This is a genomic window from Pandoraea iniqua, from assembly GCF_902459685.1.
Classification (GTDB): domain Bacteria; phylum Pseudomonadota; class Gammaproteobacteria; order Burkholderiales; family Burkholderiaceae; genus Pandoraea; species Pandoraea iniqua.
Genome location: NZ_CABPSF010000001.1, coordinates 436,598 through 461,654, shown reverse-complemented (window position 1 = coordinate 461,654; position 25,057 = coordinate 436,598). Strand labels below are relative to the sequence as shown.

The 25,057-nt window shown below is 63.1% G+C and carries 28 protein-coding genes and 1 riboswitch; of the genes, 13 read left to right on the top strand and 15 right to left on the bottom strand.

Annotated elements, in window-relative coordinates; genetic code table 11:
* The first annotated feature begins 16 nt into the window (after window positions 1-16).
* From PIN31009_RS01955 to ureG, 10 genes are all read left to right on the top strand, one after another.
* Complete coding sequence (locus tag PIN31009_RS01955) at window positions 17-697, top strand: amino acid ABC transporter permease (protein WP_150789125.1); 681 nt, start codon at window positions 17-19, stop codon at window positions 695-697.
* Window positions 694-1,344, top strand: a complete 651-nt coding sequence (locus PIN31009_RS01950; RefSeq protein WP_150682784.1) for an amino acid ABC transporter permease — start codon at window positions 694-696, stop codon at window positions 1,342-1,344. The genes PIN31009_RS01955 and PIN31009_RS01950 overlap by 4 nt, the downstream gene beginning before the upstream one ends.
* Window positions 1,331-2,053, top strand: coding sequence for an amino acid ABC transporter ATP-binding protein (locus PIN31009_RS01945; protein WP_150682783.1), 723 nt, complete (start codon window positions 1,331-1,333; stop codon window positions 2,051-2,053). Before PIN31009_RS01950 ends, PIN31009_RS01945 begins: the two co-directional genes overlap by 14 nt.
* A 171-nt stretch (window positions 2,054-2,224) precedes the next feature.
* On the top strand, window positions 2,225-2,527 hold the full coding sequence (locus tag PIN31009_RS01940) for an urease subunit gamma (protein WP_058376877.1): 303 nt from the start codon (window positions 2,225-2,227) through the stop codon (window positions 2,525-2,527).
* Between the two features lie 51 nt (window positions 2,528-2,578).
* On the top strand, window positions 2,579-3,214 hold the full coding sequence (locus tag PIN31009_RS01935; RefSeq protein ID WP_150789124.1) for a HupE/UreJ family protein: 636 nt from the start codon (window positions 2,579-2,581) through the stop codon (window positions 3,212-3,214).
* Window positions 3,215-3,245: 31 nt separating this feature from the next.
* Entirely contained in the window at window positions 3,246-3,551 is a 306-nt protein-coding gene (locus PIN31009_RS01930) for an urease subunit beta (protein ID WP_058376875.1), read from the top strand.
* Window positions 3,548-5,248, top strand: a complete 1,701-nt coding sequence (gene ureC / locus PIN31009_RS01925; protein WP_087690275.1) for an urease subunit alpha — start codon at window positions 3,548-3,550, stop codon at window positions 5,246-5,248. The genes PIN31009_RS01930 and ureC overlap by 4 nt, the downstream gene beginning before the upstream one ends.
* A 120-nt stretch (window positions 5,249-5,368) precedes the next feature.
* Window positions 5,369-6,187, top strand: a complete 819-nt coding sequence (gene ureE / locus PIN31009_RS01920) for an urease accessory protein UreE (protein WP_150789614.1) — start codon at window positions 5,369-5,371, stop codon at window positions 6,185-6,187.
* Window positions 6,156-6,881: an urease accessory protein UreF gene (locus PIN31009_RS01915; protein WP_150789123.1), complete on the top strand. Its 726-nt coding sequence runs from the start codon at window positions 6,156-6,158 to the stop codon at window positions 6,879-6,881. Before ureE ends, PIN31009_RS01915 begins: the two co-directional genes overlap by 32 nt.
* A gap of 81 nt (window positions 6,882-6,962) precedes the next feature.
* Entirely contained in the window at window positions 6,963-7,601 is a 639-nt protein-coding gene (gene ureG / locus PIN31009_RS01910) for an urease accessory protein UreG (RefSeq protein ID WP_058376870.1), read from the top strand.
* Between the two features lie 31 nt (window positions 7,602-7,632).
* On the opposite strand, the gene PIN31009_RS28440 is transcribed toward ureG, so the two are convergent.
* The 14 genes from PIN31009_RS28440 to PIN31009_RS01840 form a co-directional block, all read right to left on the bottom strand.
* Entirely contained in the window at window positions 7,633-7,935 is a 303-nt protein-coding gene (locus tag PIN31009_RS28440) for a type II toxin-antitoxin system RelE/ParE family toxin (protein WP_174996890.1), read from the bottom strand.
* Entirely contained in the window at window positions 7,932-8,303 is a 372-nt protein-coding gene (locus PIN31009_RS01900) for a hypothetical protein (RefSeq protein ID WP_150789122.1), read from the bottom strand. Before PIN31009_RS01900 ends, PIN31009_RS28440 begins: the two co-directional genes overlap by 4 nt.
* 147 nt (window positions 8,304-8,450) lie before the next feature.
* Window positions 8,451-9,398 (bottom strand): TraB/GumN family protein, encoded by a 948-nt coding sequence (locus tag PIN31009_RS01895; protein ID WP_322788724.1) that lies wholly within the window; start codon window positions 9,396-9,398, stop codon window positions 8,451-8,453.
* A 50-nt stretch (window positions 9,399-9,448) separates the two neighbouring features.
* A complete protein-coding gene (locus tag PIN31009_RS01890) occupies window positions 9,449-10,495 on the bottom strand; it encodes a peptide ABC transporter ATP-binding protein (RefSeq protein WP_150789121.1) in 1,047 nt (348 codons plus the stop codon).
* Entirely contained in the window at window positions 10,492-11,517 is a 1,026-nt protein-coding gene (locus PIN31009_RS01885) for an ABC transporter ATP-binding protein (protein WP_150682777.1), read from the bottom strand. The genes PIN31009_RS01890 and PIN31009_RS01885 overlap by 4 nt, the downstream gene beginning before the upstream one ends.
* Window positions 11,514-12,434 (bottom strand): ABC transporter permease subunit, encoded by a 921-nt coding sequence (locus PIN31009_RS01880; RefSeq protein WP_150789120.1) that lies wholly within the window; start codon window positions 12,432-12,434, stop codon window positions 11,514-11,516. The genes PIN31009_RS01885 and PIN31009_RS01880 overlap by 4 nt, the downstream gene beginning before the upstream one ends.
* A 12-nt stretch (window positions 12,435-12,446) precedes the next feature.
* Window positions 12,447-13,451 (bottom strand): ABC transporter permease subunit, encoded by a 1,005-nt coding sequence (locus PIN31009_RS01875; protein WP_150679690.1) that lies wholly within the window; start codon window positions 13,449-13,451, stop codon window positions 12,447-12,449.
* 200 nt (window positions 13,452-13,651) lie between these two features.
* A complete protein-coding gene (locus PIN31009_RS01870; protein WP_150682775.1) occupies window positions 13,652-15,292 on the bottom strand; it encodes an ABC transporter substrate-binding protein in 1,641 nt (546 codons plus the stop codon).
* Between the two features lie 261 nt (window positions 15,293-15,553).
* Window positions 15,554-16,384 carry a methylenetetrahydrofolate reductase [NAD(P)H] gene (gene metF, locus PIN31009_RS01865; protein WP_087690290.1) on the bottom strand — a complete coding sequence of 277 codons (831 nt, stop codon included), beginning with the start codon at window positions 16,382-16,384 and terminating at the stop codon, window positions 15,554-15,556.
* A 37-nt stretch (window positions 16,385-16,421) separates the two neighbouring features.
* Window positions 16,422-17,291 (bottom strand): TlyA family RNA methyltransferase, encoded by an 870-nt coding sequence (locus PIN31009_RS01860; protein WP_150789119.1) that lies wholly within the window; start codon window positions 17,289-17,291, stop codon window positions 16,422-16,424.
* A gap of 99 nt (window positions 17,292-17,390) precedes the next feature.
* On the bottom strand, window positions 17,391-17,750 hold the full coding sequence (locus tag PIN31009_RS01855) for a phage holin family protein (protein ID WP_058376861.1): 360 nt from the start codon (window positions 17,748-17,750) through the stop codon (window positions 17,391-17,393).
* A gap of 115 nt (window positions 17,751-17,865) precedes the next feature.
* Window positions 17,866-19,281: an adenosylhomocysteinase gene (gene ahcY / locus PIN31009_RS01850; RefSeq protein ID WP_150789118.1), complete on the bottom strand. Its 1,416-nt coding sequence runs from the start codon at window positions 19,279-19,281 to the stop codon at window positions 17,866-17,868.
* Between the two features lie 32 nt (window positions 19,282-19,313).
* Window positions 19,314-19,441, bottom strand: a riboswitch (S-adenosyl-L-homocysteine riboswitch).
* A gap of 123 nt (window positions 19,442-19,564) precedes the next feature.
* Window positions 19,565-20,248 carry an LrgB family protein gene (locus PIN31009_RS01845; RefSeq protein WP_058376859.1) on the bottom strand — a complete coding sequence of 228 codons (684 nt, stop codon included), beginning with the start codon at window positions 20,246-20,248 and terminating at the stop codon, window positions 19,565-19,567.
* A 123-nt stretch (window positions 20,249-20,371) separates the two neighbouring features.
* Entirely contained in the window at window positions 20,372-20,830 is a 459-nt protein-coding gene (locus tag PIN31009_RS01840) for a CidA/LrgA family protein (RefSeq protein WP_150682773.1), read from the bottom strand.
* Window positions 20,831-21,028: 198 nt separating this feature from the next.
* Between PIN31009_RS01840 and PIN31009_RS01835 the strand changes: the two genes are divergently transcribed.
* From PIN31009_RS01835 to PIN31009_RS01825, 3 genes are all read left to right on the top strand, one after another.
* Complete coding sequence (locus PIN31009_RS01835; RefSeq protein WP_058376857.1) at window positions 21,029-21,991, top strand: LysR family transcriptional regulator; 963 nt, start codon at window positions 21,029-21,031, stop codon at window positions 21,989-21,991.
* A gap of 126 nt (window positions 21,992-22,117) precedes the next feature.
* Window positions 22,118-22,891: an exodeoxyribonuclease III gene (locus tag PIN31009_RS01830; RefSeq protein ID WP_087690298.1), complete on the top strand. Its 774-nt coding sequence runs from the start codon at window positions 22,118-22,120 to the stop codon at window positions 22,889-22,891.
* Between the two features lie 11 nt (window positions 22,892-22,902).
* Window positions 22,903-23,640: a hypothetical protein gene (locus tag PIN31009_RS01825; RefSeq protein ID WP_150789117.1), complete on the top strand. Its 738-nt coding sequence runs from the start codon at window positions 22,903-22,905 to the stop codon at window positions 23,638-23,640.
* Here the strand turns inward: PIN31009_RS01825 and PIN31009_RS01820 are convergent.
* Window positions 23,625-24,935, bottom strand: a complete 1,311-nt coding sequence (locus tag PIN31009_RS01820; protein WP_150789116.1) for an AmpG family muropeptide MFS transporter — start codon at window positions 24,933-24,935, stop codon at window positions 23,625-23,627. The genes PIN31009_RS01825 and PIN31009_RS01820 overlap by 16 nt on opposite strands.
* Window positions 24,936-25,057 lie beyond the last annotated feature (122 nt).

Below are 25,057 nucleotides of genomic sequence, written 5' to 3'. Positions count from 1 at the left end.
CGGGTCTGCCCCTTCGATGCACTACGTTCTCGACTTTGCCGATCTGCGGCAATACCTGATGTTGTTCGTAAAGGGTGCCGCGCTGACGGTGGCACTCACGGCCGTGTCCACGGTGGTGGGTGTCGTCATCGGCGCGCTGTGCGCCGTCGCTCGCGAGGAGGGTTCGCGCTGGTTTAAGGCCATCGCGGGCCTCTACGTCGAGCTGATTCGCAACACGCCCTTCATCGTGCAGCTCTTCTTCATCTTCTTCGGGCTGCCGAGTCTGGGCATTCATATTGACGAGACCACGGCGGCCGTCATCGCCATGAGCGTGAACCTCGGCGCCTACGCGACCGAGATCATCCGAGCCGGTATGCGCGCGGTGCCACGCGGGCTGTCGGAAGCCGGGCAATCGCTGGCGATGACGCGCGCACAGATTCTGCGTCACGTGATTCTTCCGCAGGCATTTGCGAAGGTGTTCCCGGCACTCGCCAGCCAGATCGTCATCGTGATGCTGGGCTCGGCCGTGGTGTCGCAAATCTCGGTGCCCGATCTCTCGTACGCCGCCAACTTCGTGCAGTCGCGCACGTTCCGCGCGTTCGAAAGCTACTTGATCGTCACGGCGGTGTATCTCGTGCTGGCCATCGCGCTGCGGCGCGTGCTGATGCGTTGCGCACGGCGCCTGTTCCGCGGCACGGTCAAAGGGGGTGCGCGATGATGGAATTCACCCTCTGGGACATGCTGCGCGGCCTGCTGATGGCCGGGCGCTGGACCCTCGCGCTCTCGGCGATCGCCTTCGTCTGCGGCGGGCTCGTCGCACTCGTGCTGCTCATCATTCGCGTGGGCCGCGTGCAATGGGCCGCGCGTGCAGTGGCGCTGTATATCGAAGTGTTTCAAGGCACGCCGCTGCTCATGCAGTTGTTTCTCGTCTTCTTCGGCTTGCCGTTACTGGGTCTGGAAGTCTCGCCGTGGGTCGCGGCTGCCGTGTGTCTCACGCTCTACACCAGCGCCTACCTCACGGAGATCTGGCGCGGTTGCGTCGATGCCATTCCGCACGGGCAGTGGGAAGCGTCGTCGAGCCTCGCCATGCGTTACGGCGAGCAGTTGCGTCACGTGATTCTGCCGCAGGCGCTGCGCATCGCTATCGCGCCGACGGTCGGCTTCTCGGTGCAGGTGGTCAAGAGCACGGCGCTCGCGTCGATCATCGGGTTCGATGAGCTGACCAAGACCGGCACCATGCTCACCAACGCGACCTTCCAGCCGTTCACCGTCTATGGGCTGGTCGCTCTGTTCTACTTCGCTGCCTGCTATCCGCTGTCGCTATGGGCGCGTCATCTCGAAAGGAAACTCCATGTCGCTCATTGAAGTCAGGGGCATGCAAAAGCGCTTCGGCGAAAACCCCGTGTTGCGGGGGATCGACATGAGCGTCGAGCGCGGTCAGGTCGTGTCGATCATCGGCAAGAGCGGCTCGGGCAAGAGCACGCTGCTGCGCACGCTCAACGGTCTGGAGAGTTTCGATGCCGGCAGCGTAGCGGTCGACGGCGTGCTCGTCGGCGCGCGCGACACCGACCTGCGCGCCCTGCGCCTGAAGGTCGGCATGGTGTTCCAGCAGTACAACCTGTTTCCGCATCTGTCGGCCGGCGAGAACGTGATGCTCGCGCAAAAGGTCGTGAAGAAGACGGCATCCGGCGAGGCACGCGAAGTCGCCCGCGCCATGCTCGCCAAGGTGGGGCTCGCCGACAAATTCGACAGCTATCCGTCGCAACTCTCGGGTGGTCAGCAGCAGCGAGTCGCCATTGCGCGTTCGCTGGCCATGTCGCCCGCGGTGCTGCTGTGCGATGAAATTACGTCGGCGCTCGACCCGGAGCTGGTCGCCGAAGTGCTGAAGGTGCTGGAGGATCTGGCGGCGGAAGGCATGACGCTGATTCTGGTCACGCACGAGATGCGCTTCGCGCGCCACGTGTCGGATCGGGTGGTGTTCATGCATCAGGGCAAGATCTGGGAATCGGGCGAACCCGAGGCGCTGTTCACGCAGCCGACGACGCCGGAATTGCAGCGTTTTATCTGCCAATAAAGTCTCAGTGGAAAGGCGCTGCCGATCGGTCATTCGCACGATTTTGGTGCACCCTCTAATCGTGTCAAAGAGCAGTGGCGCGGCGTGATCGCCGTGCTTATGATGAGCAGCTACAGCGCGCCTCAGGGCCTGTCCACCCTAATTGCTTCGCATTGAAATTCACCTGTCACGATGAAGCTCACTCCTCGCGAAAAAGACAAATTGCTCATCTTCACCGCCGCCCTGCTCGCCGAACGCCGGCGCGCACGTGGCCTGAAGCTGAACTATCCGGAGGCCGTGGCCTTCATCAGCGCCGCGCTCATGGAAGGCGCGCGCGATGGCAAGACCGTCGCCGAACTCATGCACTACGGCACGACGTTGCTCACGCGCGATGACGTGATGGACGGCGTGCCCGAGATGATTCCCGACATTCAGGTCGAGGCCACGTTTCCCGACGGCACGAAACTCGTGACCGTGCATCACCCGATTCCGTAATCCGGCAATCCACGTCAGTACACATCGATAACAACACCCGAAGGACGCACCATGTCACGCGATCACTCGTTCACCGTCTCCGCCACTTCGTCGGCACGCCGCTGGTCACGCGCGGCTGCCGGTCTCGCCCTGCTCGCCGCATCAGGCGCCGCCCTTGCGCATCCGGGCCACCCGGGGCATGACGCCGCCAGCAGCTTTGCCGCAGGCTTCGTCCATCCGCTCACCGGCGCCGACCACTTGTGCGCCATGATCGTCGTCGGTCTGTGGAGCGCGCTCACCTCGCGCCGCGTCTGGCTGGCACCCATTGCGTTTGTCGCGATGCTTGCGGTCGGTGGCTTGCTCGGCATGTCGCACTGGTTCGCGTTGCCGGGCGTCGAGCCGATGATCGCCGTCTCACTGCTGGTGCTCGGGCTGATGCTCGCCACGCGCACGAAGCTGCCGGGCTGGGCTGGCGCGGCCGTGGTCGGTGCGTTCGCCATCTTCCATGGTTTCGCGCACGGGGCCGAGTTGCCGGACGAAGCCAGCGCCATGCATTACATGGCCGGCTTCCTGCTCGCGACGGGCATGCTGCATTGCATCGGTATCGCGGCGGGTGTGGCGCTGCGCGAGCGCACGGTGTGGGTGCCGCGCCTGTTGGGCGCGGGTGTGCTGGCGTACGGCGTGTCGCTGCTGGCTGTTGCGGCCTGAGCGCGGACGAAGCCCCCTTGAGGAGACTCGCATGATTCCCGGAGAGCTGCTGACCGCCGCTGGCGAGATCGAGCTGAACGTGGGACGCCCCACGATCAGCGTGACGGTCGCCAACACCGGCGACCGGCCGATTCAGATCGGCTCGCATTTCCATTTCTATGAAGTCAACGACGCGCTGCAATTCGACCGCGAAGCAGCGCGCGGATTTCGTCTGAACATTGCCGCCGGCACTGCCGTGCGGTTCGAGCCGGGTCAGCAACGCACGGTCGAGTTGGTTGCGCTGGCGGGCGATCGGCGCGTGTTCGGCTTTGCCGGGCGTGTCATGGGGGCCTTATGAAGATTTCACGCCGCGCTTATGCGGAGATGTTCGGCCCGACCACCGGTGACCGGCTGCGGTTGGCCGACACGGAACTCATCATCGAGATCGAGCGCGATTACACGATCTACGGCGAAGAGGTGAAGTTCGGCGGCGGCAAGGTCATTCGCGACGGTATGGGCCAGTCGCAACGCACGCGCGCCGACGTGGTGGACACGGTCATTACCAATGCTGTGATCATTGATCACTGGGGCATCGTCAAGGCCGATATCGGGTTGAAAGACGGCCGCATCTGGGGCATCGGTAAGGCGGGCAATCCGGACATTCAGCCGGGCGTGACGATTCCCCTCGGCGCTGCCACCGAAGTCATCGCGGGCGAAGGCATGATCGTCACGGCGGGCGGCATCGATTCGCACATCCACTTCATTTGTCCGCAACAGATCGAGGAAGCGCTGTCGTCGGGCGTAACCACGCTGCTGGGCGGCGGCACTGGACCGGCCACGGGCACCAACGCCACGACATGCACGCCCGGGCCGTGGCACATCGAGCGCATGTTGCAGGCGGCGGACGGCTGGCCGATCAACCTCGGCTTTCTCGGCAAGGGCAACGTGAGTCAGCCCGAGCCGCTTACCGAGCAGATCGAAGCCGGTGCCATCGGGTTGAAGTTGCATGAGGACTGGGGCTCGACCCCGGCGGCCATCGATGCGTGTCTGTCGGTCGCTGACGCCACCGATACGCAGGTCGCCATTCACACCGACACGCTCAACGAGGGCGGCTTTGTCGAAGCGACGGTCGCGGCGATCAAGGGCCGCACGATCCACACGTATCACACCGAAGGTGCGGGCGGCGGGCATGCGCCTGACATTCTCAAGGTCTGCGGCGAGCCGAATGTGTTGCCGTCGTCGACCAACCCGACGCGGCCTTACACCATCAACACGCTCGATGAACACCTCGACATGTTGATGGTGTGCCATCACCTCGACCCCGCGATTGCCGAGGACATTGCGTTCGCTGAATCACGCATCCGGCGCGAGACGATTGCCGCCGAAGACATCCTGCATGACTTGGGCGCGCTGTCGATGATCTCGTCGGATTCGCAAGCCATGGGGCGAGTCGGCGAAGTGGTGCTGCGCACGTGGCAGACGGCGCACAAGATGAAAGTGCAGCGCGGCGCGCTCGGCACGGATTCGGCGCAAGCGGACAACTTCCGCGTGAAGCGTTACGTGGCGAAGTACACGATCAACCCGGCCATTACGCACGGCATGGCGCATGAAATCGGGTCGATCGAAGTGGGCAAGTGGGCGGATCTGGTGTTGTGGGAGCCGGCGTTTTTCGGCGTGAAGCCGTCGCTGATTCTCAAGGGCGGCATGATCACGTCGGCGCTGATGGGCGATCCGAACGCGTCGATCCCGACGCCGCAGCCCGTGCACTATCGCGAGATGTTCGGGGCACGGGCCGGGGCGATGGCGCGCACCTCGCTGACGTTCGTGTCGCAAGCGGCGTACGATGGCGACGTGGCGGGCCGTTACGGCCTCTCCAAGCGCATCGTGCCGGTGCGCAATATCCGGCAGGTGACCAAGGCCAACATGATCAACAACGACTGGCTGCCGCAGATCAGCGTCGACCCCGAGACCTATCAGGTCATCGCCGACGGGCAACTGCTGACGTGCGAGCCAGCGACCGTGCTGCCGATGGCGCAACGTTATTTCCTTTTCTAGACCATGTCGCAAGCCTCCGATTCCGCGCAAGATTCCGCGCCCGATTCCTCCTCTCATCTGCACGCTGACGATGCGGCGGATGCTGTGTCGTCTTCGTCGTCGGCTTCTTCTTCGGCGACGCTGCGCCGCGTCGAGAAGCGCTTCGAAGCCGGCCGCATCGCGGCACCGCTCGCACGGCGTGCGCCTGCGCTGGTGCTGCCTTTCGATGCGCGCGGCAAAAGCCGTCTGCGTGCCACGCTGGAAACCGGTGAAGAAGTCGCGGTGTTCCTGCCGCGCGGCACGGTGCTGCGCGGTGGCGATGTGCTGGTGGCAGATGACGGCGGATTGATTCGCGTGGAGGCCGCGCCGGAAACGGTGTTGCTGGTGACGGCGTCGACGCCGCTCGCGCTCACTCGGGCGGCGTATCACCTCGGCAATCGTCATACGCCGGTCGAAGTCGGCGACGGGTATCTCAAGCTCGAATCCGATCCGGTGCTGCGCGACATGCTCCTGCGATTGGATGTCGACGTGGCCGAAGCGCTGATGCCCTTCGAGCCGGAAGCCGGTGCCTACGGTGGTGGCCACAAGCACGGCCACGACGCGACATTCGCGGAAGACTATGCGCTTGCGCAGCAGGTGTTCCATGAGCACCATGGACATTCGCATGACCATGGTCATGGGCACTCGCACTCGCATTCCCATGACCACGATCACGGGCACTCGCACGAGCATGTGCATACCGCTGAGTGTGGTCATGATCATGGGCACGTTCATGGCCCCGATTGCGGGCATGACCATGCACATCATGGTCACACGCACGCGCCTGTACATGTGCATGGCCCTGACTGCGGCCACGATCACGCGCATACGTCCTCCGGCGAGGACGATGCGACGGTGAATCCTTCTGCTTCTCCTTCGAGCGCTCCCGATGACGGCAAGTCTGGCCAGTCCTCTCACTGAGCCCGTTGCGGCTGCGTCGCTGCAATCGCTTGCGGCGCTGCTCCACCTTGCGTCGCCCGCGCTGCCCATCGGGGCGTTCAGCTATTCGCAAGGACTCGAAGCCGCCGTTGAGCACGGCATCATCGTCGACGCCCCCGGTGCCGAGCGCTGGATCGCAAGCCAACTCGACGGCGTGTTCACCACGGGTGAGCTGGCACTGCTGGCGAGGCAATGGCGTCACTGGCAAGCGAACGACTTCGCTGCGCTGATCCGCGTGAACGACTGGCTGCTGGCGACGAGAGAGGCGGCTGAACTTCGCGCCGAAACCGAACAAATGGGCTGGTCGCTCACGCAACTGGCCATGTCGCTCGAATGGGGCACGGCTGCGCAGCGCGAGCAACTGGCGTCGATTCGCCCGATCGCGTTGCCGACGGCATTTGCGTTCGCCGCACTCACGCACGGTGCGCCGCTCGCGGACATGCTCGTCGCCTACGCATTCAGTTGGTTGGAGAATCAGGTCGCGGGTGCACTCAAAGCGGTGCCGTTGGGGCAACTCGCTGCGCAACGGGTGATCGTGGCACTGCGGCCTCGCATCATCGACGCGGCACATCGCGCCGCGACATTGCCCGACGATCGAATCAATACGTTTTCCCCGGCGCTCGCGATTCTGGCGTCGCGCCACGAGACACAGTATTCAAGGCTGTTCCGTTCGTGAGGGGTGAGCGTGCTTCGCACGCTCGCCGCTTCACTCCCCCAATTGGACTCTCATCACTCTGCGCCACTCACGACACTCCTTATGACGACATCTGCCAACGCCCGTCGTACCAAGAAGAATCCGCCGCTGCGTGTCGGTATCGGCGGCCCGGTCGGCTCCGGCAAAACCACGCTGACGGAGATGCTCTGCAAAGCCATGCGGGATCGTTACGATCTCGTCGTGATCACCAACGATATCTATACGAAGGAAGATCAGCGCCTGCTGACCGTTGCTGGCGCGCTCGAACCTGAGCGCATTCTGGGCGTGGAAACGGGCGGTTGCCCGCATACGGCGATTCGCGAAGACGCCTCGATCAATCTCGAAGCGGTCGAGCGCATGCTGGAGCGTTTTCCCGATGCCGACGTCGTGTTCATCGAATCGGGTGGCGACAATCTCGCGGCCACGTTCAGCCCCGAGCTATCCGATCTGACGATCTACGTGATCGATGTGGCCGGCGGCGAGAAGATTCCGCGCAAGGGTGGCCCCGGCATCACCAAGTCGGATCTGCTGATCATCAACAAGACCGATCTCGCGCCTTACGTCGGCGCGTCGCTCGACATCATGCGTGCGGACACGCAAAAGATGCGCGGCATGCGTCCTTTCGTCATGGGCAACATGAAGGAAGGCAAAGGCCTTCAGGAAATCATCCAGTTTATTGAAGCGCGGGGGATGTTGGCTTGAGGGGATGCGAGGGCCGTTGCGGCAAAAAAAGTCAGTGGTTGAATGGATAGTCCCTGGGCGGCCAGGGACGATTCACGTTCCGCAATGACACGATGGTGACTACACTCTCCTTTAATTCGTAAATCATTCTGTAGCGTTTGTGAGGTATTAGCATGCGGGCGTTACTGGCTCGGTTAAGACGCCCCATAGCTGGAAAGATTCGCAAGTTCCTGAGCGCCCGTTCCACACATGTATTCAAATTCAAAGCTGCGCTGGCATTAATGTTGGCGAGTTGATTCCAGATAATGACGCGTTCGCGCAACGCGAATTTCGACCAACGAATCGTTACTCTCACAGCGTTTTCTGCAGCTCCCGGCAGCGTTCATCGAACAGAGTACTAACGACCTCATCTGGTACGGTACGCCCCTCTTCAATATCCTTGAGCCCCATGAGGAGACTTACGAAATCCTCAACATCGACTTCGCTGGGATCCTGCGGACTCTCGAAGTACTCCTCGTTCAGATCGATCGAACACCCAGTCTTCACGACCTCGCAGGGCAGCTTGCGACCCGACGCGACATCGGCAAGTCCACGGATCGTGGCCTCATAGAGAATTTGCGCTTCCGCCAGAATGGCGGGTGAGGGATAGCAGGGCGAATCGAGATCCGCCAGCAGATGGAGATGACGCACAGAGAGATCGGCGCGTTGCTCGATAGTTTGCATCGTGATTCCTGACTAGGATTTTGGCGGGGGGCCACTCACACGAGTGCTGCCAAATTAAACGTCGGGAATAGGTCGAGTCAATACAGGTCGGGGAGTTATCGGGCGATTCCTAACGGAACCGCCCTGATGTCCGAAGCGGGTTTCGGACTATCGCTGCGCTACCGAGAAGCCATGCTCTCGCAGCAGTTGCAGCACGCCATGCGGGCCGCCAAGATGCAGCGTGCCGATGGCAACGAACACCGGCTTGCCCGGGTCCGCGAGAAACAGCATCCGCGCCAAAAAGCGGCGGTTGCGTGAGTACAGAATGCGCTCGTCGATGGCATCGGCCAGCGCCACATTGCGTCGCACTTGTGCCGCCTTGCCCTGCGACCAGTCGAACACCAGCTCCGCATCGCCCGCGCGCCACAGCCGGTGCAACTCCTCCACCTGTGCCGTGGCCTTCTTCGGGGTCAGCACCAGCTCCTGCGCCAGCAACTCGTTTTGCTGTGCCGCCGACAACCCCGTGAACGCATCCATCTGCTCGGCCAACGACTCCAGCCCGACAATGCGCCCGCGGTAAATGTTCTCCAGCTGATTCTCGGTGCCGTATTCGGTTTGCAGATCGGCGCCCATCGAGTCGAGCGTCTCCACGAGCAGCGCCGCCAGCCACGGCCGCATATGACGAATCTCGGTGAGCATCGCCGGATTGCCCTTGAGGCGGTCGCGCAACTTGCGCCATAGCGGCGCCGGAATCATCCGCGGCAGACACGCGCGCGTGCACATGCCGTACTTCTGCACGTCGTCCTGCGACATCGTCAGATCGTCAGGCGAGAGCTCGAACGCCACCACCTTCGAGACGCGCAGCGCATCGACCACCACTTTGCGGAACGGATAGTCGTCGGGCTTGCCGACGTGCAGGGTACCCATGACGTAGATCGTCATGTCGCCCTTGCGGGCTTCGTAGAACGGCAGATTGGCGCCGGGTGGCGATTCGCCCGGCTCGGGCACCACCAGCGGCAACGCCCGCGGCGTAACGACGCGGGGTGTCACCGTCGATGCCGCATCGAGCGTGACGGCGAGCGTCATCAGCAGGCAGCCCAGCAGCCAACCGGTCAAAGCGACGCCCCGACGGACATGCGTCGCGCGTGGTGGTCCACCCAATCTCGTCATCCCTCAATGTCTTCAACCCGATGGCACGCCACCAGACGTCCGTCGAGCTCGCGCAATTGCGGCACTTCCTCTCGGCAATGGTCGACGGCATACGGACAGCGCGGCGCAAACGCACACCCCGGCGGCGGGCGCAGCGGTGACGGCAACTCGCCGATCAGCGCAATCTTCACGCGCCGCTCGCTCGGCTTGATGGCCGGCGTCGCCGACATCAGCGCCTTGGTGTACGGATGCAGCGGCCGGCCAAACACGGCGGCCTTGGGACCGTGTTCGACCGCGCGGCCGAGATACATCACCATCACGTCGTCGGCCACATGCTCGACCACGGCGAGATTATGCGACACGAATACGTAACTCGTCGCGTATCGGTCCTGCAAATCCATGAAAAGATTCAGGATCTGTGCCTGAATTGAGACATCCAGCGCCGAGACCGGCTCGTCCGCCACCACGATCGCGGGCGACAGAATCATCGCCCGCGCGATCGCCACACGCTGCCGCTGCCCGCCCGAGAACATATGCGGATACCGCGCCACATGCTCCGGACGCAGCCCCACCGTGCGCATCATCGCGGCAATCTTCTCGCCCCGCTCGGCGCGGGTGAGCGCCGTATTGATGGCCAGCGGCTCGTCCAGCGCCTGCCCGACCGTCTTACGCGGATTGAGCGACGCGTACGGGTTCTGGAACACCATCTGCACCCGCGTACGCAATGGGGCCAGATCGCCCGCCGATGCCCCGGTTGTCTCGGTCGCGTCGATGGCGAGTGTGCCGGACGTCGGCGGCTCGATCAACGTCAGCACCCGTGCCAGCGTCGATTTGCCGCACCCCGACTCACCCACCACGGCCAGCGTCCGGCCAGCCGACAACTCGAACGACACGCCGTTCAAGGCCTTGACGCTCGCATCCGCGCGGAACATGCCCCGGGTGACGGTGTAAAAACGCTTCAGATCGCGGGCGGCCAGCACCGTGCGATTCGGCTCGCGCTCACGCGTCGTGGTTCGCGGTGCGTCCGGGCCGCCCGGCGGCGTCGCGAAAACGGTTTCACTCATTGCGCACCTCCGGTGACCAGTCCACCTGCCGCCCCACCCGCCAGACCACCCGCCGCATGCGGCAGTGGCTTGAAGCACCGCACGCGCGGCGACCCGACGGCTGTCGGCCCGGTATAGGGCTCAAGCTTGGGCTGCACCGTGCGGCAATGCTCGTCGGCATAAGGACAGCGCGGCGACAGCAGGCACCCGGCCGGCCGGTCGTCACGGCCCGGCACCACACCGGGCAAGGTGTGCAGGCGCCGTACGCCCCGGTTGTGTTCGGGAATCGCCGCGAGCAGCGCTTCGGTGTAGGGGTGATGCGGCGCATCGAACAGCGCCGGCACCTGCTGCACCTCGATCACCTGCCCCGCATACATCACGGCCACGCGGTGCGCCACTTCGGCCACCACGGCCAGATCGTGCGAAATCAACACGAGCGACATGCCATGATCGCGCTGCAAACGCAGCAGCAACGCCATGATCTGCGCCTGAATGGTCACATCGAGTGCGGTGGTCGGTTCGTCGGCAATCAGCAACTTTGGCTGGCAAGCAATCGCCATCGCGATCATCACGCGCTGGTTCATCCCGCCCGAGAGTTGATGCGGAAACGCGCCGAGCCGGTTCGCGGCATCGGGAATTTCCACCTGTTCGAGCAACTCCACGATGCGATCGCGCAGCGCCCGGCCGCGCAGTCCCATGTGCCGGCGCAGCACTTCACCGATCTGATAGCCGATGGAATAGCTCGGATTCAGGCTCGAGAGCGCGTCCTGAAAGATCATGGAAACATCGCGCCCGACGATGTTGCGCCGCTGCCGTGCCGAGGCGTGCAGCAGATCGCGGCCGTCGAAGCTGACTTCGTCGGCGGTCACACGTCCGGGGGCGTCGATCAGCCCCATGAGCGCGAGCATCGTCACGCTCTTGCCGGAGCCGGACTCGCCGACCACGCCGAGAATCTCGCCTTGGCCGACGTCGAGGTCGATGCCTTCGACGGCGCGCGCCCCTTCGAAGTCGACCGATAAATTGCGGATTGTGAGCAGGCTCATGCGATTCGCTTCAGTTTGGGGTCGAGGGCGTCGCGCAGGCCGTCACCGACCAGATTGATCGCAAGGACCGAGATGACGATCGCAAGCCCCGGCAGCGTCACAATCCACCAGGCACTTTCCATATAGTCGCGCGCCGACGCGAGCATCGAGCCCCACTCGGCGAGTGGCGGTTGCACGCCCAGCCCGAGAAAGCCGAGCGCCGCCGCATCGAGAATGGCTACCGAGAAGCTCAGGGTCGCCTGCACGATCAGCGGGGCCGCACAGTTCGGCAGCACGGTCGAGAACATCAAGCGCAGCGTGCCGGCACCGGCCATGCGCGAGGCGGTCACGTACTCGCGCTGCAATTCGCCGATGGCGGCCGCGCGCGTGAGACGCACATACGCGGGCAGCGTCACGATGGCAATCGCAATGGTCGTGTTGGCGAGCCCTGGGCCGATGATGGCCACCACGGCCACGGCCAGCAGCAGCGACGGCAGCGCCATCATCATGTCCATCAGCCGCATGATCGGCGTGTCGAGCCAGCGCGGGAAAAACGCCGCGAGCAGGCCCAGCAGAATGCCCGGAATCAGCGACAACACCACCGACGACAGACCGATCCAGAACGACAGGCGCGCGCCGAAGATCAGGCGTGAAAGGATGTCGCGGCCGGCTTCATCGGTACCCAGCAGAAATCGTGCGTTGCCGCCTTCAAACCAAGCGGGCGGAATCTTCACGAAATCGCGGTACTGCTCGATGGGGCTGTGCGGCGCGATCATCGGCGCAAAGATGGCCGCGAGGAACATCAGCAACAAAATAATCGCGGCGAACGTCGCGCCGCGATTGGCGGTAAAGCTGCGCAGAAACTCCCGCACCAGCCGCGCACGAGGCGTGGCGGTGACGGCGGCGGGCGGCGGCAGCGTAGCAGGCGTGTCACTCATCGTTGACCTCCTTCAGTGCCGAATGCGCGGGTTGACGACGCCGTAGAGCACGTCGACCAGCAAGTTGACCAGAATGACGCCCGTCGCGATGAGCAGAATCCCGCCCTGCACCACCGGATAGTCGCGTCGCAGAATGGCGTCGATCAGCCACTTGCCGATGCCGGGCCACGAGAACACGTTCTCCGTGAGCACCGCGCCCGCCAGCAGCGTGCCGACTTGCAGCCCAATCACGGTAATCACGGGAATGAGCGCGTTGCGCAGCGCATGCACGACGATCACGCGCCACGGCGAAAGCCCCTTCGCACGGGCCGTCCGGATGTAGTCCTCACGCAGCACTTCGAGCATGGCCGAGCGCGTCATGCGGGCGATCACCGCCAGCGGCACAGTGCCGAGCACGATGGTCGGCAGAATCAAGTGACTGACAGCGGACGAAAATGCGCCTTGATCGCCGGAAAGCAGCGTATCGATGAGCATGAAGCCGGTCACGACCGGCACGTCGTATTCCACTCCGATGCGCCCCGACACGGGCGTCCATTGCAGATCGACCGAGAACAGCATGATCAGCAACAGCCCCCACCAGAAGATGGGCATCGAATAGCCGGTCAGCGCCGCCCCCATGGTGGTGTGGTCGAGCATCTTGCCGCGCCGCAACGACGCGGCGACACCGGCCGGCAGACCGACGATCAGCGCGAAGAGCATCGCGCACGTGGCCAGTTCGAGCGTGGCGGGGAAGCGCGCGAAGAACTCGTGCAGCACGCCTTCATTGGTCACGATGGAGCGCCCGAGGTCGCCTTGCGCGGCGTGCTTCAGGTAGACGAAGTATTGGGTGGTGAGCGGCTGATCGAGCCCGAGCCGTTTCATGGCTTCGGCGTGCATGACGGGGTCGAGGTTTCGCTCGCCCACGAGCACTTCGATCGGATCGCCGGGAATGAGGTGGATCAGCGCGAACGCCAGGACGGTGATGCCGATGAAGGTCGGGATCACCATGCCCAGTCGTCGCAGGACGAATCTCAGCATATGAGGGTTCCGTGGGCTTGCGCACCGCCCGCCCCCGGCGGCAGGACGGGTGGCGCTGTGCCGCGTTATTCAGTCGTCGACGACTGTTTGTCTTGGTGCCGCAGGCAGACCCGGCGCGGCGGCCGGGTCTGCCTGCTTGATACCAATCTATTGCGTGTTACCGGGTAGTGAAACCCGATCAGTCGAGCATTTATCGCGTATCAGTCGAGAGACACACCAGCAAAACTGTTACGGCTGAACGGGCTGAGCTTGAAGCCCTTCACGTTCGTCGCCATCGGCTTGTATTGCGTGGAGTGCGCGATGGGCGAGAACGGCAGTTGTTGCGCGAAGATTTCCTGCGCCTGCGTGTACAGCTTCGTACGCGCTGCAACGTCCGTGGTCTGACGCGCCTGCTTGATGAGGTCGTCGAACGGCTTGTAGCACCACTTCGAGAAGTTGTTGCCGTTCATCGAATCGCAGCCGAGCAGTACGCCGAGCCAGTTGTCCGGATCGCCGTTGTCGCCGGTCCAGCCAATCAGCAGTGCATCGTGCTCGCCGGCCTTCGCGCGCTTGATGTACTCACCCCACTCGTACGTGACGATGTTCGCCTTCACACCGATCTTCGCCCAGTCGGCCTGAATCATTTCCGCCATGAGCTTGCCGTTCGGGTTGTACGGACGCTGCACCGGCATCGCCCACAGCGTGATTTCGATACCCTTCACGCCCGCCTTGTCGAGCAGCGCCTTGGCTTTCTCGGGGTCGTAGCCGGCCGGCTTGATGTTCTTGTCGTAGGACCATTGCGTCGGCGGCATCGGCGCGCCGTTCGACAACTGTCCGGCCGAGCCGTAGACGGACTGGAGGATCGCCTGCTTGTTGATCGCCATGTCGAGTGCCTGACGCACTTCCACACGATCGAGCGGCTTCTTCTGCACGTTGTAAGCCACGTAACCGAGGTTGAAACCGACCTGATCCGGCATCTTCAGCTTCGAGGCCTTGCCCTGCGCCGAGATATCGGCCTTGAGCGAATCGACGTCAGCCGGACGCGGGTACGTCGCGACCTGACATTCGTTGCGCTTGAGCTTCTGGATACGGACGTTGGCGTCGGTCGTGATCGCGAAGATCAGCTTGCCGACCTTGGGCGGCAGATTCGTATTCCAGTAGTCTTTGTTGCCGTCCAGTCGCAGCGTGGCGTCCTTCGTGTAGCTGCGGAAGATGAACGGCCCGGTGCCGACCGGCTTGAGCGCGATGTCGCGGGAATTGTTCGCGGCGAGCAGCTTGTCCGCGTATTCCTTCGAGAGGATCGACGCGAACGACATGGCCAGATTCTGGATGAACGGCGCGTCGACCTGCTTCAGCACGAAGCGCACGGTGTACGGATCGACGATCTCGATGCGGTCGATATCCTTCTGGAGCCCCATGTCGACGAAATACGGGAATTCAGCCGGATATGCCTTGCGGAAGGGCATCTCGCGATCGCCCATGCGCTCGAACGTGAACTTCACGTCTTCGGCATTGAAATCACGCGTGGGCGTGAAGTAGTCGGTGGTGTGGAATTTGACACCTTTGCGCAGATGGAAGGTGTAGATCTTGTTGTCCGGCGAAATGTCCCACTTCTCGGCGAGCGACGGCATCACCCCGGTTTCGCCCGGCACGAAGGCGATCAGACGGTTGTAGATGGCGTCGGCAGGATCGAAGTCGGTACCGGTGGTCAGTTGCCCCGGATCGAATCCGGCCGGGCTGCCCTCAGAGCAATACACAAGGGTCTTGTTCGGGAGCTCGACTGCTGCGGCGGACTGGATCGCGGTCGCGCCGGCAAGCAGGGTAGCCGCCAAAAGCAAACGCAGGGTGTGGGTTCGTTTCATAGGCTCCTCGGAATGATATTTTTCGAGGCTCAGGCCGGTTCGTCCGGTTGGGGGTCGCCGCCGAGCACCCGGGAATATTACTGAAGGTTACCTCGCGTCACAACACGCCAAATCCCTAGCAATTCGCCAATTTGCAGCGTTTTTTATTAGGAAATCACTTAATTTTGATTAGGATTGACATTCAAGCGCCAAATCTGAGCAATCAGCGCTCAATAAGACGATGGTTCCCAAAGGTGCAGCGCTGCACCCTTGGGGATCGGCTTACAGACCCAGCCGCTGCCACATCGCCTTGGTGGCGGCTGCCGCGTTGAGCGTATAGAAATGCAGGCCCGGCGCGCCGTCGGCGAGCAGTCGCTCGCACAGCGCGGTCACCACGTCGAGGCCGAACGCGCGAATCGACTCGCGGTCGTCGCCGAAGCCTTCGAGGCGCTTGGCGATCCAGCGCGGCACTTCGGCACCACACATTTCCGAGAAACGCATCATCTGCGAGTAGTTCGTGATCGGCATGATGCCCGGCACGATCGGCACGTTCACGCCGAGGCGTGCGGCATCGTCGACGAAACGGAAGTAGGCGTCGGCATTGAAGAAGTACTGCGTGATGGCAGCATTGGCCCCGGCCTTCACCTTGTTGGCGAAGTGTTCGAGGTCCAGACGCGGCGACTTCGCCTGCGGGTGGTACTCGGGGTAGGCCGCCACTTCGATGTGGAACCAGTCGCCCGTCTCGGCGCGAATGAATTCGACCAGCTCCGACGCGTAACGAAATTCACCGATTTCGCCCATGCCCGACGGCAGGTCGCCACGCAGCGCCACGATGTGACGGATGCCGTGACTGCGGTACGTCTGCAAGATGTCGCGGATGTTGTCTTTGGTCGACCCCACGCACGACAGGTGCGGTGCCGCTTCGACGCCTTCGCGTTGGATTTCCACCACCGTATCGATCGTACCCTGCTGGGTCGAACCGCCAGCACCGAACGTCACCGAGACGAATTTCGGGCCGAGCGGAAACAGTTGCTGGCGCGTCGCGCGCAGCTTCTCCGCGCCTTCGGCGGTCTTGGGCGGGAAGAATTCGAAGCTGAAAGAGGGTTGCGTCATGATCTTCTGATTATCGAGGGAGTCGTTCGTGTGGCACTCATGCCGCCTTGGCAGGCGTGGCGTGTACGAAAAACTCCCGGTTACCGTCGCCGCCCGTAATCGGGCTGTCGAACCAGCCGGCCACCGTGAGGCCGAGCGACTCGCAGGCGGTGCGGATCTTTGTCTCCACTTGCGCGTATTGCGCTTCGTCGCGCACGAGGCCGCCGCGCCCGATGTTCTCGCGTCCCACTTCAAACTGCGGCTTGACCAGCATAAGCAAGTCGCCGCCCGGCGCCAGCAGCGGCGCGAGCGCCGGCAACACCAGCGTGAGCGAAATGAACGACACGTCGCCCACGATCAGGTCGAAGCCCGCCTCGGGGGTCGTCGGTGCGGACACGAGCGCGGACACCGGCGCAGCCGCTTCCTCGCCCACCGCCGGCGACTTCCACTGCGCCAACTGCTCGTCGAGCATTTCGCGCGTCAGGTGCCGCGCGTTGATCCCCTCCAGCGAGATCAGTCGCGGCTCCGTCACCATTCGGCCATGCAGTTGCCCGTGGCCAACATCGACACCGATGACCTGCGCCACGCCCGCCTGCAACAGGCAGTCGGCGAACCCGCCGGTCGACAACCCGACGTCGAGCGCCGTGCGTCCTTTCAGGACATCCGCCCCCAGCCCGGCCGCCGCGAGTGCGCCTTCAAGCTTCAGCCCGCCGCGGGAAACGTAGCGATCCTCACCGGGCATGCCATCGACTGCGGCACGCACTTCGAGCACTTCATCGCTCGCCACGAGCTGGCTGGCTTTCTTGAGGACGGTGTCGGTGTCGGCAACGTACACCCGCCCCGCATCGATCAAACGCTGCGCGGCGGTACGCGATGACGCGAGGCCTCGTGATACGAGTGCCTGATCGACACGAAGGGATGGCGACATGACAACAAATTCCTGCGGAAGAAAGCAGGCACGCGGGTAAGCGCGTGCCGGTTAAGCATTGGGCTAAACGTCGCGTTGAACGTTGCGTTAAACGCTGCGTTAGACGTTAGTCGCGCGATCGCCGCCAAACACCAGCGCCGACAGAATCCACGAGATCAGGCTGTACAGCAGCGAGCCGAAGAGCGCCGCCCAGAAGCCCGAGACTTCGAACCCCTTGACCACGTTGGCGGCCAGCCAGAACAGCAACGCATTGATCACGAAGATGAACAATCCGAGCGTGACGACCGTGACCGGCAGCGTGAGCACCACAAGCAGCGGACGCAGGAATGCGTTGATCAGGCCGAGCACGACCGCAACGATCAGCGCCGTACCGATGCCCTTGAGCTGAACGCCCGAGATGATGTGCGGCAAAACGAGAAGTGCGATGGCATTGATGAGCCAAATCAGCAGCAGACGCATGGCAAGCTCCGAAGGACAAGCCGGTGCGAGACGTCGACGTCAACACCGGCAGTTACAAGAATTCGTACGCGGCTGCGCACTGGGCGCAGCCGCGTGGGTGCGACTTAACTAAAACTTAATAACGGTAGTGCGACGGCTTGAACGGACCGTTCTTGTCGACGCTGATGTACTTCGCCTGATCGTCGCTCAGCACGGTCAGTTCGGCACCGATACGGCCAAGGTGCAGACGCGCGACCTTCTCGTCCAGATGCTTCGGCAGCACGTACACGCTGTTCTTGTACTTGGCACCGTCCACGAACAATTCAATCTGCGCGAGCGTCTGGTTGGTGAACGAGTTGCTCATCACGAACGACGGGTGACCCGTAGCGCAGCCCAGATTCACGAGGCGGCCTTCGGCCAGCAGGATGATGCGCTTGCCGTCCGGGAAGATGATGTGATCGACCTGCGGCTTGATGTTTTCCCACTCGTACTTGCGGGTAGACGCGACGTTGATTTCCGAGTCGAAGTGACCGATGTTGCACACGATCGCCTGATTCTTCATGGCAGCCATGTGGTCGTGATCGATCACGTGGAAGTTGCCCGTGGCGGTCACGAAGATGTCGGCCTTGTCGGCGGCATATTCCATCGTCACGACGCGGTAGCCTTCCATCGCGGCTTGCAGCGCGCAGATCGGGTCGATTTCGGTGACCCAAACGGTTGCGCCCAGACCACGCAGGCTTTGCGCGCAGCCCTTGCCCACGTCGCCGTAACCGGCCACGAGTGCGATCTTGCCGGCGATCATCACGTCGGTCGCGCGCTTGATACCGTCGACGAGCGACTCGCGGCAGCCGTACAGATTGTCGAACTTCGACTTGGTCACCGAGTCGTTGACGTTGATGGCCGGGAACGGCAGCGTGCCGTCCTTTTCCATCTGATACAGGCGGTGCACGCCCGTGGTCGTCTCTTCGGTCACGCCTTGGATTTTCGACAGGCGCTTGCTGTACCAGTGCGGATCGAGGGCGATGTGACGCTTGATCGCCGCGTACAGGGCCACTTCTTCTTCGTTGGTCGGGTTGGCGACGACCGAGAGGTCCTTCTCGGCCTTGCTGCCCAGAATCAGCAGCAGCGTGGCGTCGCCGCCGTCATCGAGAATCATGTTGGCGAACTCGCCGTTCGGCCATTCGAAGATGCGGTGGCTGTATTCCCAGTATTCGTCGAGCGATTCGCCCTTGAACGCGAACACGGGGATACCGGCGGCGGCGATGGCCGCAGCGGCGTGATCTTGCGTCGAGAAAATGTTGCACGAGGCCCAGCGCACTTCGGCGCCCAGCGCGGTCAGCGTCTCGATGAGCACGCCGGTCTGGATCGTCATGTGGAGCGAGCCGGCGATGCGGGCGCCCTTGAGCGGCTGGGTGGCCTTGAACTCTTCGCGCGTGGCCATCAGACCCGGCATTTCGCTCTCGGCGATGCGCAGTTCCTTGCGGCCCCAATCGGCCAGCTTGATATCAGCTACGTGGAAATCGGTGAATTTCGAATCGACTACGGCGTTCATCACGCCTCCTTTCTCTAAATGTCTAGATAGTTGGGACGTGAGCGCCGTTCTTGGGGCTTACGCGCCGAACTATCCGGGGGAAACCGGGGGCCGGCGGGGGCCAATGGGAAGGATCTTGAGCCTGGCAGCGGTATCCGCTGTCGCAACGCTCCTCAAGACTGGCGCATTGTAGCAAAACTCATGCGGCGCGTCGGGTCAGGGGCGACGTTCGAAGGGTTATTTTTTGGGGGAGCAACAGCAGGAGGAACGGCGAAGAAGGTGCACGCGGTGCACCTTCCCATCATCAGATCGGCAAGTGCGTAAGCAGCGGCGCGGCGAACACCATCACGATGCCGTTGATCATCATCACGAGGCTCGCGACCACGCCCTCTTCGCTGCCGATCTGGCGCGCCTTGGCCGTGCCGAACCCGTGCGCCCCGGCGCCGAACGGCGCGCCACGCGCCATGCGGGTACGCAACGGCAGCCACGACAAGAGCGCCTCGCCTAGCAACATGCCGATGAAGCCGGTGACGATCACGAACAACCCCACCAGATCGCGCGAGCCGCCGACCTTGTCGGAGACCACGAGCGCAAACGGCGTCGAGATCGACCGGGCGAGCAGACTGCGCGCCATTTCCGGCGGCAACTCAAACAGACGCGCCAGCACGAACGAGCTGCCGACCGCCACGATCATCGCGACGAGCACGCCCACGGTGAGCGCAAATGCGTGACGGCGAATGATGTCGCGATGTTCGTAGATCGGCACGGCGAACGCGATGGTCGTGGGGCCGAGCAGCCAGACGAGCCAGCGCGAATCCGAGATGTAAGTGGTGTACGAGATATCGCCGCCGACCATCACGGCGATGAGCAGCACCGGCGCGAGAATGGCCGGGCCGAGCCACACCTTGCCGAAGCGCGCGTAAAGACGCTTCGACACGTAGTAGAAGACCACCGTAAGAGCGAGCAGAAGCAGCGCCGTATGATTCATGACAGTATCCGGCGAGAGATTAAGGCTGGCGTTGTGGCGCCACCCGCGGCGCCCGCTGCCACTATCGAAGTGAAGCGAGCGAGCCGTCAGGCGCCATTAGCGGCGATTAGCAACGATCAACAATCAGCGAACGTCGTGAGCGTGTGCGGCGCGGCGTGCCGGCAGGCGCACGAAGGCGGCCTTCATGCGGCGCTCGGCGCGGCAGGCGAGATCCACGGCCAGTGCCGTCGAGACCATCACGAGCACGGTGCCCACGCCGATCACGGCGAGCAGTTGCAGGCCTTCGTGGCGCAGCAGATCGGTGTATTGCATGACGGCGGCGACCATCGGCACGAAGAAGAGAATCATCTCGGCCAGAAACCAGTCGGCGCCGCGCTTGATCTTGTCGGCCTTGAGCACGCCGCTCATGAGCAGACCGACTACGGCGAACAAGCCGAGCACACCACCCGGCAGGGGCAAATTAAAATGACGCGCCGCAGCATCCGCCACCAGATAAATGCCGGTGAGCAGGGCGATCTGCCACACCACGTCCACGGCGCGCTTGCTGCGGCTATACAGACGGCTGGCGATCATCTTGGTCATGGCACTCTCCCTAGGGTTTTGCATCAACATGGAGTGCAGTATAGGAAGCGCTGCAACATAAATATAATGAATTACAATTATCAAATCGATTCCAAATTGGAATAATTTAAGTATTAACCCTAATAGTGCATGAGAAAGCCTTATCTGGCGGGGCTTTCCGGCCTTTAGCACCAAAATGGTGCAATCGGGAGCCCCGAAATGGAACTGCGTGCCTTGCGAGGATTTGTGGAAGTTGTGCGACAGCAGAGCTTCACGGCGGCGGCCGAAGCGCTCTTTGTCACGCAGCCAACGGTGAGCAAAATGGTCAAGGCGCTCGAAGACGAGCTCGGCACGCCGCTCATGCTGCGAGAAGAGCGCGGCATGGGCCGCCGGCTGCAACTCACCGACGCCGGCCGGGTGGTGTTCGAGCGCGGTCAGGACGTGCTCGCCGCCTACGCCCGTTTGCAACAGGAGCTGTCGGATCTGGAGTCGGTCGCGCGCGGTGAACTGTCGATCGGCATTCCGCCACTCGGTGGCGATCTGTTCATCCCGGTGATCGGGGCCTTTCACCAGCACTATCCGGATATCGAAATGAAGTTGTTCGAGACCGGCTCCCGGGCCATCGAGCAGGCGCTGCTGGCGGGCGACATCGAACTGGGTGCCGTGCTGCTGCCGATCGACCCGGCGATTCTCGACGTGCTCCCGGTGTGCCATTACCAGTTGCGCTTGATCGCACCGCGTGAGTCGTCGTGGGAAGGCCGCGCCTCGGTCGGGCTGGGCGAGCTTCGCGACGAGCCGTTCGTGTTTTATGGCGAAGGCTTCGCGCTGTCGGAATTCGTGATTGCGGCGTGCCGGCGGGCGGGCTTCACGCCGAAGATTGCCGGACGCTCAAGCCAGTGGGACTTCATTGCGTCGATGGTCGATAACGGCGTCGGCATTGCCTTGCTGCCCGAGCCGTTCTGCGCGCGGCTCGATCCGAAGCGCTTCGTCATCGCGGATATCCGCGATCCGGAGATTCCGTGGGATCTCGCGATGGCGTGGCGACGCGATTCTTATCTCTCGCATGCAGCGCGCCGTTGGCTCGCGCTCGCGCGCGACATCCTCGGCCCCGGCGGTGACGGCGACGTCAAGGCGGCACAAGCGGCGATTGCGGGCGCCACACGGCGCCAGCCTGCGCGCTGACACGCTGACAGGCCGACACGGCATCCACGCGCGGCCAACGACGCCCGCCTTCAAACGATTGCGGTATCCTTGCCGCTTACAAATTCTTCCCCCCGGCCGCGCGACGAGCGCGGCACATCGATACCTATGCGCATCATCACCGCGAATCTGAACGGCGTGCGATCGGCCTCCAAGAAGGGCTTTTTCGAGTGGTTCGGCAATCAGGACGCCGATATCCTGTGTGTGCAGGAAATCAAGGCACAACTGCCGGACATGACGCCGGACTTTCTCAAGCCGCACGACTATCAGGGCTACTTCCACTACGCCGAGAAGAAAGGCTACAGCGGTGCAGGCGTGTACGTGCGCCGCGAGCCCGACGACATCGTGATCGGCTGGGGTCAGCAAGAGTTCGACGCCGAAGGGCGTTATGTCGAAGTGCGCTACGGCAACCTGTCGGTGATTTCGGTGTACATCCCGTCGGGCTCGAGCGGTGAAGAACGTCAGGCGGCCAAGTTCCGCTTCATGGCCGACTTCATGCCGCACTTGCTGGCGTTGAAAGCCGCCGGGCGCGAAGTCGTGTTGTGCGGCGACGTGAACATCGCGCACAAGGAAATCGACATCAAGAACTGGAAGGGCAATCTGAAGAACTCGGGTTTCCTGCCGGAAGAGCGCGCATGGCTCACGCAACTGTTCGACGACCACGGCTATGTGGACGTCTTCCGTACGCTGGATCAGCGCGCGGAGCAATACACGTGGTGGAGCAACCGCGGGCAGGCGTATGCGAAGAACGTCGGGTGGCGCATCGACTACCAGATCGCCACGCCGGGCATCGCCGGCAAGGCCAAAACCACGTCCGTCTTCCGCGACATCAAGTTCAGCGATCACGCACCGCTGATCATTGACTACGATCACGCGCTGTAACGGATCGCCCGATGAAGACCCTGTTGTTTTGTACTTGCTACATGAAGGATGCCGAGGCTTGGCAGCAACGGTATCAGCGCTGGCTCGACTTCTACCGGAACGGACCGATCCACGCCGACAAGATGGTGATGATCGACGACGGCTCGCCGTATCTCCCGCCGGCCGGGCTCGTCCGTACGGTGCCCGCCGGCAGCGACCTCTCGGCGCATGACGACGTGCACGCCATCGTGCGCTTCGAGAACAATCTGGGGCGCCAGAGCATGAGCCTCTACCCCGGATGGTGGCGCAGCTTTCTGCACTCGGTGACGCTCGCGCGCGCCATGGGTGCCGACAAGATCGTGCACATCGAATCCGATGCCTACACGCTGAGCCAGCAGATCGTCGACTTCATCAATGACACCCAGTCGGGCTGGCACGTCATGTGGGCACAGCGCTACGCCATGCCGGAGACGGCGATTCAGGTCATCGGCCAGGATCAGTTCGACGTGCTGGAGACGCTCGCGAAAGACTATCCGAAGTTCGACTTCCCGGACATCGCGGAGCGTCTGCTGCCCTTCACCTCGGTGAACCGACAGTTCACGGGCGATCGGTATAGCGAATTCAAACGCAACCGGGGCATCTTCCGCTCGCGGAAATTCAACTTCCTGCCGATCTTCCAGCGCGACTTCTTCTGGGAGCCGATTCCGCCCGATGCGGACTTCGCCACACAAGTGGTCAAGCGCCAGAAGGTGGCCTATCGCGGCGTCTGAGCGACGCTGCCCTCATCGTCGGCATCGTCCGCATCGCCTGCATCGTCTGCGCCCCAAGGCGCGACCTTCGGCAGCAGCAGCATGCCGGGCACCGCCAGCACAGTGCAGATCAGGAAGAACGTCAGCCAGCCCACCCCATCCACGATGTACCCCGTGCCCGCGTTCGCAAACGTGCGCGGCACGGAGGCGAGACTGGTGAACAGGGCGAATTGCGTCGCGGTGTAGCGCGGGTCCGTCGTGCGAGCGATGTACGCCGTAAATGCCGCCGTCCCCAGCCCCGCCGTGAACGCCTCGAACGCGATCACCGCGCCGAGTCCCGCCACCACGGCGCCGGCTTCTGCCAGCCACGCGAAGCCGAGCACCGACACCAGTTGCAGCACGCCGAACACCCACAGCCCGCGGTTGATGCCTAGCTTGATCAGCCAGATACCGCCGATGATCCCGCCGGCCACGCTCGCCCACAGGCTCGTGGCCTTCGCTACGACGCCAATCTGCGTCTTGGTGAAACCCAGATCCAGATAGAACGACGTCGCCAGCGACGTCGCCATCGAATCGCCCAGCTTGTACAAGAAGATGAACGCGAGCACCAGCAGCGCTTTCGTCCAGCCACCGCGCGTTACGAACTCATGGAACGGCTCGACCACCGCTTCGCGCAGCGTCTTGGGCGGCGTGCCGCGAATGGCCGGTTCCTTGACGACCAGCGTCATCACCAGCCCCGGCAGCATGAATGCGGCCGTCACGAAGAACACCTGCGACCACGGCAGATGATCGGCCATGATCAGCGCGAGCGACCCGGGCACCAGCCCGGCCACCTTGTACGCGTTCACGTGCATCGCCGTGCCCAGCCCCTGCTCCCGGTCGGAGAGCAACTCGCGGCGGTAGGCATCGAGACAGATGTCGAGACTCGCACTGAAGAACGCAAGCGCCGCCGCGAGCGCGGCAATCGTCATCAGATCGCGTTGCGGCGAGTACGTCCCCATCAGCGCCACGGCCCCGGCCACGAGCAACTGCGTGACGAACATCCAGCCACGCCGGCGCCCGGGCTTCCACCCGAACAGATTCGGCGCGAAGCGATCCATGAGCGGCGCCCACAGAAACTTCCATGTGTAGGGGAATTGAATCAGCGCAAACAGGCCGATCGCCTTGAGGTCCACCTGCTCGCTGCGCAGCCACGCCTGCACGAGATTGAGCAGAATGAACAACGGCAAGCCGGAGGTGAAGCCGAGAATCACGCAGATGATCATCCGCGTGGGGTGGAACACTCGCCCGTCGTCGGGCGGCATCGAATCGGTCATGGACAGGACAATTGGGGCCGGCTGCGCGCGACGAACGGCCTCCGCCCCTCGCTCCCGTGCGTCGATCGTTGTCGACGTCGAATCAGGAGCACCCGGCGCGCCGCCCCGCCGCCGCAACCGTC